This window comes from Streptomyces sp. NBC_01244, from assembly GCF_035987325.1.
Classification (GTDB): Bacteria; Actinomycetota; Actinomycetes; order Streptomycetales; family Streptomycetaceae; genus Streptomyces.
Map to the genome: position 1 here is coordinate 1,028,647 of NZ_CP108488.1, position 11,409 is coordinate 1,040,055.

Here is an 11,409-nt window from a genome sequence, read left to right on the forward strand (position 1 = left end):
CGCAGACCCCGGCCCAGGCCCAGGCGACCGCGGACCACTCCGCCACGCTCGCGGCCCTGAACGAGCTGAAGGCGGGCGGCGGTCCCGGGCGGGCGTGTACGCGGGGACCCGCGACGCCTCGTGGAACCTCTCCACCGGCACGGCCACCATCAACACCAACGATCCGATCGGCCCGGACGAGTACTACCGCGTCGGAAGCCAGTCGAAGACCTTCACAGCCGTCGCCGTACTGAAGCTCACGGAGGCGAACGGGATCGGCCTCGACGACCCCATCGAGCAGCACCTGCCCGGCGTGGTCTCCGTCAACGGCTACGACGGGAACCGGATCACCATCCGGCACCTCCTCCAGCACACCAGCGGCATACCGGTGAACGGCCTCCCGCTCGCGCAGGCCCGCCCGGACGGCTCGTACACGCTCGCGGCCCTGGTGAAGGACGGGCTGCGCTTCGCCCCGGCCTCCCAGCCGGGCGCCGCCTTCCAGTACTCGAACACCAACTACGAGATCCTCGGCATGCTGATCGAGAAGATCACCGGCCTGCCCGTGCACCAGGCCGTCACCCAGCAGGTGATCCAGCCGCTCGGCCTGGCCCACACCCGCTTCCCCGCCCCCACGGACCGCGCCGTGCCGAGCCCGGCGATCCACGGCTACCGGGGCACCCGGATCGGCTCGTTCTTCTTCTGGTTGGACGGGACGGCGTTCGAACCGTCCACCTTCTACGCCTCCGGCGCCGTCATCTCCACGCTGCGGGACATGACCGCCTTCTACCAGGCGATCGTCGACGGCACGGCGCTCTCGCCCGCGAACCTCACCGAGATGGAGAAGACCTTCGAGCTCGGGCAGCCCGGCTCGGGGAACGGCTACGGCCTCGGGATGCTGAAGATCGCCCTGCCCTGCGGCGGCACGGCCTGGGGACACGACGGAGCCGTCCCCGGCTACTACTCGCAGACGCTCGTGACCGAGGACGGGCGGCACGCCTCCGTCATGACCAACGCGCATCTCGTCACCAACATCCCGGGCGCGCAGATGTACAAAACCCTGACCAGCGCCCTGTGCGAGACGCCGTCCTGACCCTGCCCCTGCCCCCAGGCCGCCACAAGACCAGCCTCACAGAAAGGAGAACCACCGTGCGATCCCTGCTCACCGGCGCGGCCGGCCTCCGCGCCGCGCTCCGGGCCACCGCGCTGACCGCCGCCGCCGTGGCGGCGGTCGCGGCGACCGCCCTCACCGGCTCCGCGGCCCACGCCGTCGGCGTCGGCGACACCCCCACGATCCCGGCCTTCACGGACGGGCAGGGTCTGATCCAGGTCGCCGGAGCCACCGAGGTGCGCTCCGAGACCGACTTCACCCTCACCGTCACCACGCCGCAGCTCTCCGGCCGGCACAAGGTACGCGTCTTCCTGCCGAGCGGCTACTACGCCGAGCCGGGCAAGCGCTGGCCGGTGACGTACTTCCTGCACGGCGGTGGCGGCACCGTGAACGACGCCGCCGCGGCCCCGGCCCTGCGGGACGACCGGATGATCACCGTCGTACCGGACGGCGGCCTGAAGGGCTGGTACGCGAACTGGCGCATGCAGAACACCGCCGAGGGTGCCGCGAACTGGGAGACCTTCCACCTCCTGCAGGTGGTCCCCTTCATCGACGCCAACCTGCGGACCCTGCCCGACCGCGGCCACCGCGCGGTCGTCGGCCTGTCCATGGGCGGCTTCGGGGCCCTGCACTACGCCCAGGCCCGCCCCGACCTGTTCGGGCGCGTCGCCTCCTTGTCCGGGGGCATCGACTTCGGCCTGTGGGAGGTCCGTGCCGCGGTGCTGGCCACGGAGCTCAACCTGACCGGCGCCTGGTGCGCCTCCACGACCTCGGGTACCGGCAACTGCACCGGCTACGGGCCGGTGGTGGACAGCGACGCGATCTTCGGCTCGCCGTACCCGATCTTCAACGACCGGATCTGGAACGAGGTCAACCCCGCCTCGCTCGCCAACCTGGGCAAGCTCGCCAACACCGGCGTCACCCTCTATACCGGCGACCAGGGTCCGATCGACGCCAAGACGGCGGTCGCCTCCACCAACGTCGCGAACCGCCTGAACCAACTGGGCATCCCGAACCGCTTCGTCAACTACGGCAACGGCTCCGCCCTGTCGCCCACCTGCAAGGGCGACCACGCCTACGCCTGCTGGGCCCCGGCCCTCGCCGACTACATCCCCCGCCTCGCGAACGAGTTCGCCCAGACCGGCTGAAGCCCCCGGCTCAGCCAACCCGCGCATGGGTGGGGAGGGGTGCTGACCTGGGATTCCAGGTCAGCACCGAACCAGCACGGAGTTCCTGAGGGCCGTCTGCACCTGCCGAGTAGTGCCGTGATGACCCAGCCGATCAGCTCCTTCGATCCCGCAGACATCGACCGAGTACGCCGCGATATCGACTACTACAGTCCGGAGGTCGTAGTCATCGAAGGCCGAACCGGGTCGCGTTCAGATGACCGGGACTGGGCCGTTGCCATCGCCGACACCTGGAACGCACCTGGGGTTCTCGCACTCGCCAGTGACGACGTGCAACTGGGCGAGACCGGGTACGTGCGCTACGCCGAAGACCTGCCTCTCGGGCTGGACAACACCTCCTCGCCGGCCGAGACCCCGCAGCGGTGTGTCAACACAGTCGTCCAGCGCGTCAGGGATGGTGCGACCGTCAGGTCCGGGGAATTGCTCGAACCGGGTACCGGCCACAGGCTCGGAATCGGGATCGGGCCACGAAGAGCCGACAGCCTCCTCGAAGGTGACGCCTCCTATCCCGACGAGGTGCTGGATCGACGCGGCCGGCGGCTCGACATCCTTGTGGAGGCGGCCGACCGTCCGGGCCGGAACCGCCAGCACGGGCGCCTGTACCTCCCCGAACGCGGACCGGCCTTCACATGCCCTGCCGCGGACGAACTACCGGACGACACCCGCTGGGGCTCCCTGGACCACCGAGCCTGCGCGGACAGCCATCACGATCTAGCGCAGTTCACGATCCCGGGCCAGTCGACCCCGGGGCTGATCACCCTTGAGGTGCTGATCTACGTCGGAGCTGCCGCCGTGCACAAACAGATCGTCGAGTTGTCGGTCCTCGAAGGTCCGGGTGCCGGCGTCGGGACAACTGACACCGTTGCTCCAGCACGAGGCACGGGTTCGCGACCGGCCCCGATCATTCAGATCGCCCGAACGGTTCAACGGCCCTTTGCGGTCCCCTGGCAGGTCCTCTACGAGCTCCCGATGGAGAACCCCGACAAGCGACTTCAGTACTGTCCGTCCGTGGACGAGTACGGTCCAGGGGGCGACGGCTCCTGGCCTCCGCCCGCCCTCTGCCCTCACCAGGGCCAGCACGACCAGGCCATGGGGAGCCCCGACCGGCCCGCCCTGCTCTGCCCGTTCGGCTTCCAGAAGCCAGGGAACTGCTCCACGCCCTCTCACCGGACTCGACGGATATCGTCTACGTGCTCAGCCATTGCGAACGGACCGGACCCACCCTCCGTACGCCGGCTCTGATCTTCTCGGACCAGCCCCTGACCAGCGACGACATCTCGGTGTGGACACGCACTGTATGGCCGAAGGACCACTGGCACGAACGCCGTCCACTCGTAGTCCTCAACGCCTGCTACACCGCAGAACTCGTACAGACCACGATCGCGGGCTTCGTCTCCAATTTCGTGGCCGCAGGTGCTGCCGGCGTCGTGGGCACCGAGACGCTCGTCGAACAGCAGGCTGCGTCCTGCGCGATGGAATCCTTCCTTGCCGACTTCTCGGCAGGAAGTGGAGTCGGAGAAGCAGTCCGCCGAATGCGCTGGCGCCTCCTCGCCCGCGGCAACCTTCTCGGGTTCTCCTACACCGCCTACTGTTCGGCCAACCTCCGCCTCAGGCCTACCGCATCCAGTTCCGAGGAGGACCGATGATCACCGCCATAACCACCATCCAGAACCCGTCCGCCATCGTCTTGGTAGGCACGGTCTGCTTCGGCGTCGCCGTCGGCTACATCACCTACCGAACGCTCGCGCGCACCACCGACAAAGCTGCGATCACCGACCTGGCGACCGTGATCGGTGTCATCGGCGGCGGGGTCGTCACGACGCTCTACGGCCCGGCGGACGGCACCATGTTCGCCTGGTACAGCATCGGATTGCTCATCGGAATGGCCCTCTACGTGACGCTCTCCCTGATCATTCGCGGCAAGCAGCTCACCGGAGGGATTCTCGGCGGAGACGACCCTCAGGCGGGCTGACGACTCCGCCTTGATCCCCTGTCCCCACGGCGTAGTCTGCTGGTAACAGAGCGTGCGGACGGCGTTGAGGGAGCGGCATGGAAGCAGAGTTGGCAGTGTTGGCCGCATCAGGGGCCACGACAATCGTGCAGCTGATGGCTCAGGACGCCTGGAGCACGGCCAAGGCTCGGGTGCTGGCGCTCTTCAGCGGCAGGGCGAACAGCACGGAGTCGATCGAGGCCCAGCTCGACGAGACGCACGCCATCGCAGCTGCCGTTCAAAGCGGCGACGAGCGGCTCGTCGAGCTCATCTCTCAGTGGCAAGCACGGCTACTCGTGCTGATGCAGCACGAGCCGGCGATGGCTGAGCAGGTGCGCGCCTTGACAGAGCGCTCCGCTGATCACACGAGCTCCGTGCACAACATCATCAGCGGTGGTGAGGTAAAGGGTCCGGTGGTCCAAGCCCGAATCATCAACGGTGACCTGAACTTCGGCTGACCGCATCCCGTGGCCATGAGGGAGGAGCTACAGCGGATTCGATGGAACACTCTCGGCATGCGGGGTCCGCATCTCAGCTTCGCTCGCGCACGGCGGCGCCCGTGCGGACAATGGGGCACGAGCTGCCGCACATCGAGCAGACCTGGCCGACGTGGTAGCCGGCCGCGGCGACGATGCGCTCGGAGTCCTCTGGGTGCAGGGAGAGTTCCACCATCCGCGGCCAGTCGTTGGCATTGCGGGCCCGTGACATGGCGGCGTCGCGCGCAAGATCCCCGCTGAAGGCGATCCACCCGGCGTGCAGAGCCACTTGGAATGACCTGATCGACTGCAACAGTTCCTCATGCGTCGGCAGATGTGAATGTTCCCCGGCGGTGAGGCAGGCGATGAAGGACGTACCGTGCATGGCGGCCACCGCGGCGCCGATCGCTCCTGACACGTCGTCGTGGCCCATGGCCACGTCGGTGACGCAGGGCCCCAGAGCGCCGAAGGGGGCGCCGTCGAGCGCGGTCCGCGCCAGCGCGCAGTACTCCGCTATGAGGTGGAGCGGTACGTGCCCCATGAGCTCGACGACGACGTCGACTCCGCGCCGATGAGCGCGCCGCGCCAGTTCTCCCTGCCGGTGGATCTCGTGGACGTGACTCGCGCTGAGGGCGTCCACGACGCTTCCCGGTCGCGCGGTCGTCGCAAGGCTGATGGAGACGTGTGCTTCCGCGCAGATGTCCAGGATCTCGTCGAAAACCTCCTCGTAGCAGTTGGGCCGTCCGGTGTGGATGGAGATCTCGTTCACCATGGCACCGCCACGGCTTGTTACGGGGATGACCCGACTGGTGACCTCCTCGTCCCGCACGCCCGCGTTCGTGCCGGTGGCGTGGATCGTGATGCAGTCGACACTGTCCCTGACGTGCTCCCGCACCACGCGCAGCGTTGCCGTGCGGGCGTCCTCACCGGCTTTGAACGCCCGGTGGATGTCGTAGGTCGGAACCGTCCGGACGGCCACCGGCAGCGACTTCACGATCTGACGGCGCAGTGTGGCGTCGCCGGATGTCGAGACGTCCGTGACGATCCGGACCCCGAGCCGCGCTGCCTCTTCGGCTTTCGCGAACTCGGTCTCCACGGACGTCTCACCCGGTGTGATCCCGATGATCACGTCCAGCAGGGGAGGGAAGGCGGTGCCCACAGGCGCCCCCTGAATGTCGTGTCCTGTGCTGCGGATGACGAAGGAGCGCGCCGACTTCGGATCGCCGCTTAATGCTGCGGGCTGCTGTGGGTTCATGACGTCCTTCACGTGAGGCCGGTCATCGATCGATGGCTTTGAGTTTCTGCGTCAGTCCCGGGATGAGGTCGTCGAAGCTCTTCTTCCATGCGAAGCCACCGATTTCGGATACTTGAAGATGGAGCTCGGGGCGGTCCACCAGGAACCCGAAGCAGAAGTCCGCGTGCCAGTGGGCCGGCTCCTCTTTCCTGGAGTTCGCCGGAATATGGTAAAGACCGATGTCCAGCGGTCGCCGTTGGTTCAGTTCCGCGTCGATGGCGCTCTGCGGGATTCCGGTCTCCTCGACCAACTCACGTACCGCCGCGGCGTGCAGAGAGGCGTCGGTGGGTTCGAGGTGACCGCCCGGCAGCAGCCACTTGTCGAGCGGCCGATTGAGGATGAACAGCACTTCGCCAAAAGTGTTCAGCACGGCTGCCCCACACGTCACGTGCCCGCCTGCCTGGAACGCGTGCCGCCCGCAAAGCGATACGTCATCCTGTAGCGCATCGGTGAAGGGCGCCAGATCTTCCGTCTCATCAGGCCAGTGCGTGAGGTATTCACGTACCGTTGAAGCGATCTCACTATTGTGAACGGCCACGACTGTTCCTTTGCGTGTGCTTCTCAATTTTTTGTTCGACGGTACGGGCATCGGAGCGACCGGTGCTCCGCAGTATCCGTGCGCCGGCCTGCCAGGCGGCCAGCGCCTCATCGTCCAGCCCCTGACTGGACCGGATGTCACCGAGCAATTCGCAGGCCGCTGCCTCGGAGATCTGGTTGCCCAGTTGCGCTTCCAGCGCTATCTGCTGCTGCGCATATGAGGCGGCCTCGGACAGTTGGCCCGTGGCCATGCAGATGCGAGTGAGGTTCTGCAGTACCAGCGTCCTGCCGTGCGGATTGCCCAGCTCGGTGAAGAGCGACAGGGCCTCACTGCACTCCTGCACTGCGGTCTCCACGCTGCCCGCCCGGAAATGGGCCCACCCGAGGTCACTGAGGGCTCGGGCCTCCCGCGCCCTGTTCCCCTCCGCCCGCCACAGAGGCAACGCGGCCTCGGCATGGTGAAGCGCCGCGACCAGATCACCCTTCTTGTCGAACATGAAGGACAGTGCGTGGTGGGTGGTCGCCTGGCCGACCGTGTCGTTGAGCTCCGTGCAGATGTCGAGGACTTTCCGGTGCCAGTAGCCGGCCTCGTGGAACTGGCCCAGCCTGGTCAGCGCGCGGCCAAGGCCCCGTAACGCCTTGGCCTCGGCCTTGGAATCTCCGAGGTCTCGCGCTCCCGCCACCGCCAGCCGCTGCATGCGGACGATCTCGCTCCATTGCGAGCGCCAGTAGAAGTAGGTGTTGGCCGCCCATGCCAGGCGCCAGGTATGGCCATGACAGCCCTGCGTGGAGGAGGTCTCGGCGGCGTGGCGGACGTTGCGATGTTCATCGTCGAACCAGCTGAGCGCCTCGTCGTATCGGCTCATGGCGGGTACGTGGACGTCCGCCGCGAGCGGGTCGAGACTGATCATCCGCCGCGGAGGGTCAAGGAGATGGTCAGCCATCGCGCTCGTGTGGAGGTAGTGGTCGAGCAGGCGCCTGACCGCGGCCGCTTTGACGCGGGGTTCGTCGTGTTCGGCCTGCTCCGCGGCGTAGACGCGCACCAGGTCGTGCAGCCGGTAACGGCGGGGCCGGTACTCTTCGATCAGGTTGGCCCGCGTGAGTTCCCCCAGGGCGCCCAGGGCGGCGGGCTTCGGGGCTCCGACAAGGCAGGCGGCCGCGACCAGGCTGATGTCCGGACCGGCATACGAGCCGATCATCCGGAACAGCAGCGCGCCTTGGTCCGACAGCCCCGCGGAGGACCACGAGAAGACCGCGCGTACGTCGCTCTCGATCTCGCCGAGGTTCAGGTAGTCCAACCGGCTGGACTCGTCGTTCAGTTGCTCAGCGATGTCCGCCAGCCCGAACTCGGGTCTCGAGGCAGCTCGCGCCGCCACGATCGACAGCGCCAGCGGCAGTCGCGCGCAGTTGTCGACGAGCGCACGCGTTGACGCCCGGTCGGACGCCACCCGGTCCGAGCCCAGATGGGCCCCTAGAAGCTGTTCGGATTCCGTGAGGGACAGCGGCGCCAACTTGATGACGGTTGCGCCGAAACGGGCCACGAGACCGGGCAACTCGGTTCTGCTGGTGACGACGACCAAGCTGTTGGCCGCTGCCGGAAGCAACGGCCGGACCTGTTCGACCGAGCAGACGTTGTCGAGGAGGATGAGCGCACTGCGGTCGGCCAGCAGACTGCGGTAGAGGGATTCCTGTGCGGCATACGTGGGCGGAATCTCGCGTGGCAGGACACCCAATGAGTTCAAGAGTTCGTTGATCGCACTCTGTGGCTCGACCGCGGGAAGCAGCGGGTCGAAACCGCGGAGATTCACATAGAAACTGCCGTCAGGGAATTCGGCTGCATTGCGATGAGCCCAATGGACAGCAAGACTGGTCTTGCCGATTCCGGCCATCCCGTCGATGGCCACGATGGCCGGAGTTCCACCGAGCCGGGCCTCTCGGCCGGCCCACACTCCTGACATCGCCTCTTGCTCGTTCGCCCGCCCGGTGAAGCGCGGGTTGGCCGGCGGTACTTGCCGTGGGACGACCTGCACGCGCGGCGACTCACGGATGGCGATATCGCCATGAAGGGTGCCCACTTGAACCAAGTGCCCGAGGACCGTGCCGCCCGCCTCGTTGCGCACGGTCTGGTCCGGACATGCGGCGTCATGCGATGAAGGTCCTGCATCCACAAGATCACCCCGCGTCCCCCGGCCGGCCACCACAGCCACCCGTCGGTCTATTGGTGCCGCGCGCAGCACCGTCTCCGACCCGCTGCAGGGTATGGTACGCGGCCCTTAGCCGGATACAGTGCCTTATTCACTCCTTGGGGATTACGTACACGCGGACGGATTTGATCGCGAGGCGGGGATGACGCAAAAGATCGTGATCAGCGGTCTCACGGCCGCGGGCAAGACAACCCACGCCAAGCTGTTGGCCGAAACACTCGGCTTCCGTGCGGTGCACTTCACCGACCTGCTGCTGCAGGAACTACAGGTCGAAGCAGGCTCGGCCGATCAGGTCTGGTTCAGTCGTTTGCACGAGATCGAATCAATGCGCGCGGGCGGATCCGCCGATCGCAGGGTGGATGAGACCATTGGTGAGTTGTTGGCCGCCGATGAGCCGATGGTGGTCGACGCAGTGCTCGCACCCTGGCTGCACCCGGGCCGGCAGATCAATGTCTGGCTCGGTTCGGATCGGGCTTCGCGCGCCTGGAAGTGCAGCGTGTCACGGCTGCCTGGCGTCATCTCCACCGACGACAGCTTGCGCCTGCTCGACAAGAAGGACGCATTCACCCGGGCGTACCTCTGGCAGGAGCGCGCGGTCGACCTCTACACCGACCGGTCCTGCTTCGACCTTGTCCTGGACAACTCTCACCTGATCGGGGAACCGACTGCGGCTGCGGCCCGCAAGGGCATCAGACAACTGCACCAAGTGCTGCTGGCCTACGTCAACTGGCGGCTGGAGCGTCAGGACAACGCCCTGCTGGAACTCGCCGAAACCACCTCGCCCGGGTCGGCCGCAATCGTCCACATGGACGTCGACCATCTCACACCCTCGCGAACCATCCTGGCCTCTCGCCAGATCTGACCCCTCCATCGCCGGCCGGGAGCCGCTTCCTGTTCCCCAGCGGGCAGGCAACCCTCAACGGCAGCAAACCCATCTCGGACAGCTGGTGCCGCAGCCTCATGGAGAACTGGCTGCAGCGCATTCGTCTCCTCGGCGAACACGGACGTCCCGCAGTACATCGTCGAGCAGTTGCTTGATCACATGTCGCCGGAAATGACGGCCGTTTACGCGCGGCTCCACCAGAAGACCCTGCGCGAGCACCGGGAGAGGGCTCTCAAGGTCGACGCCGACGGGGAACCTGTCGTTCTGCCCACCGGCCATCGCCCTGTCGGGTGTGAGCAGCCCGGGATGAAACTCCGCCAAAACCGACGACAGCCCTACGCGGTGCGGGTCGTGCACCACCACCCCACTACGCTGCCGACCATGACGCAGCCCCCTGTTGAACTGGTGATCTTCGACTGTGACGGCGTACTGGTGGACAGCGAGAAGATATGCGTCAAAGTAGACGCGATGATCATGGCTGACCTGGGGTGCGGGTTCACCGACTCTGAAATCATCGAGCGGTTCGTCGGCTCGTCCACCGAGGTCTACACCGCAGTTGTCGAGGAACGACTCGGACGGCGCCTGGAGAAGGGATGGCAGCAGCGGTACGCGCATCTGTACGAGGAGGCCTTCGAGGCCGAACTGACCGCTGTCGACGGCATCGCGGAGGCCCTGAACCGCATCACCACCGCCGTCTGCGTCGCATCGAATGGCGATCACGCCGGCATCCGGCGAAACTTGGAGATCGCCGATCTGACGAACCACTTCGAGAACCGCATCTTCAGTGCGGCCGACGTCCGCCGGGGTAAGCCCGCTCCCGACCTCTTCCAACACGCTGCACGTTCCATGGGGGTACAACCCGAGCGGTGCGCGGTGATCGAGGACAGCGCATACGGGGTGCAGGCAGCCAGGGCCGCCGGCATGCGGGCCTTCGGTTTCTGCGGTGGCCTCACCCCGGCCTCGCGGCTGGAAGGGCCAGGCACCGTCGTGTTCGACGACATGCGCAACCTGCCCGAACTGCTGGCGACCACCTCCTAAAGCCGAATACGCGCGCTCCTGTCACTCTGCGCAGGCGACGACCTCACGGCTCTCCCACCTGGCTCGGGTTCCGTACCGGAGGGGTTGGGGAGCAGGTGCTCGGGTCATGTGGTGCGTGGGCACATCAGTCGTGGCTCGATTGTGATGGCGGGCCACATATGCCGGTGAACTGCGGACTTCTACGTTGTGGCCACACCCGACGTCCCCGCAGACACCCTGGAAGTGGTGCACATGGCCTCCCCCGGAACCGTCCCGCAGGCTCCATCCGGAATCCGGCGGATCGTCGCCGCCAGCCTCATCGGGACCACCATCGAGTGGTACGACAACTCATCCGATCAGAGCTGCCACCTGCGGTTTTCCACCACACAGGACGCCTGAACCAGCACCGAACCAGCACGGGATCCGAAGGGGGGCCGCTCGCCCTTTCCCCCGACACCACGACGGCATCTCCGCCAAGGGCATCAGCAAGGCGATCTCCGTCACGCTCTGTACAACACAGACCGGAGAGCCTCTGAGGCCACCTGGTCTCAATATCGCAAGCACGCCCGAATGTGTTTGATCCGCTTTGACGGGCCTTCAAGATCAGGGGTTCGTCCCCAGGAGGATGTCCATCATGGAGAGCATGGGGAAGAGGAAGCCTCGCCCTCGCTGTTCATTCGCGTCGCGTCCGCCTACGCAAGGCGTGGATGATGGCACATCACGTACGGTTCCTC

At 66.6% G+C, this 11,409-nt stretch carries 12 protein-coding genes; 9 read left to right on the forward strand and 3 right to left on the reverse strand.

Annotation, left to right across the window (positions count from 1 at the left end; translation table 11 throughout):
- The first annotated feature begins 94 nt into the window (after window positions 1-94).
- The 6 genes from OG247_RS04315 to OG247_RS04340 all read left to right on the forward strand — a co-directional run bounded on the left by OG247_RS04315 (window position 95) and on the right by OG247_RS04340 (window position 4,722).
- Window positions 95-1,069, forward strand: coding sequence for a serine hydrolase domain-containing protein (locus OG247_RS04315; RefSeq protein WP_327250930.1), 975 nt, complete (start codon window positions 95-97; stop codon window positions 1,067-1,069).
- 56 nt (window positions 1,070-1,125) lie between these two features.
- A complete protein-coding gene (locus tag OG247_RS04320; RefSeq protein WP_327250931.1) occupies window positions 1,126-2,235 on the forward strand; it encodes an alpha/beta hydrolase in 1,110 nt (369 codons plus the stop codon).
- A gap of 120 nt (window positions 2,236-2,355) precedes the next feature.
- A complete protein-coding gene (locus tag OG247_RS04325) occupies window positions 2,356-3,516 on the forward strand; it encodes a hypothetical protein (RefSeq protein ID WP_327250932.1) in 1,161 nt (386 codons plus the stop codon).
- Window positions 3,465-3,920, forward strand: a complete 456-nt coding sequence (locus OG247_RS04330) for a CHAT domain-containing protein (RefSeq protein ID WP_327250933.1) — start codon at window positions 3,465-3,467, stop codon at window positions 3,918-3,920. The genes OG247_RS04325 and OG247_RS04330 overlap by 52 nt, the downstream gene beginning before the upstream one ends.
- A complete protein-coding gene (locus OG247_RS04335; protein ID WP_327250934.1) occupies window positions 3,917-4,246 on the forward strand; it encodes a hypothetical protein in 330 nt (109 codons plus the stop codon). The genes OG247_RS04330 and OG247_RS04335 overlap by 4 nt, the downstream gene beginning before the upstream one ends.
- 77 nt (window positions 4,247-4,323) lie before the next feature.
- Window positions 4,324-4,722, forward strand: a complete 399-nt coding sequence (locus OG247_RS04340; protein WP_327250935.1) for a hypothetical protein — start codon at window positions 4,324-4,326, stop codon at window positions 4,720-4,722.
- A 73-nt stretch (window positions 4,723-4,795) separates the two neighbouring features.
- Here OG247_RS04340 and OG247_RS04345 read toward each other — a convergent pair whose 3' ends face one another.
- From OG247_RS04345 to OG247_RS04355, 3 genes are read right to left on the reverse strand one after another with little or no spacing between them, the layout of a single operon-like run.
- On the reverse strand, window positions 4,796-5,995 hold the full coding sequence (locus OG247_RS04345; RefSeq protein WP_327250936.1) for a phosphomethylpyrimidine synthase ThiC: 1,200 nt from the start codon (window positions 5,993-5,995) through the stop codon (window positions 4,796-4,798).
- A gap of 22 nt (window positions 5,996-6,017) precedes the next feature.
- Window positions 6,018-6,572: an NUDIX hydrolase gene (locus OG247_RS04350; RefSeq protein ID WP_327250937.1), complete on the reverse strand. Its 555-nt coding sequence runs from the start codon at window positions 6,570-6,572 to the stop codon at window positions 6,018-6,020.
- A complete protein-coding gene (locus tag OG247_RS04355) occupies window positions 6,556-8,691 on the reverse strand; it encodes an ATP-binding protein (protein WP_327250938.1) in 2,136 nt (711 codons plus the stop codon). Before OG247_RS04355 ends, OG247_RS04350 begins: the two co-directional genes overlap by 17 nt.
- Window positions 8,692-8,917: 226 nt before the next feature.
- Between OG247_RS04355 and OG247_RS04360 the strand changes: the two genes are divergently transcribed.
- The 3 genes from OG247_RS04360 (at window position 8,918) to OG247_RS04370 (ending at window position 11,074) form a co-directional block, all read left to right on the forward strand.
- Entirely contained in the window at window positions 8,918-9,637 is a 720-nt protein-coding gene (locus OG247_RS04360; RefSeq protein WP_327250939.1) for a cytidylate kinase-like family protein, read from the forward strand.
- 402 nt (window positions 9,638-10,039) lie between these two features.
- Window positions 10,040-10,696 carry an HAD family hydrolase gene (locus OG247_RS04365; protein ID WP_327257341.1) on the forward strand — a complete coding sequence of 219 codons (657 nt, stop codon included), beginning with the start codon at window positions 10,040-10,042 and terminating at the stop codon, window positions 10,694-10,696.
- 186 nt (window positions 10,697-10,882) lie between these two features.
- The gene (locus OG247_RS04370; RefSeq protein ID WP_327250940.1) at window positions 10,883-11,074 is read left to right on the forward strand and encodes a hypothetical protein; all 192 of its coding nucleotides are present in this window, start codon (window positions 10,883-10,885) and stop codon (window positions 11,072-11,074) included.
- The last annotated feature ends 335 nt before the right edge of the window (window positions 11,075-11,409 follow it).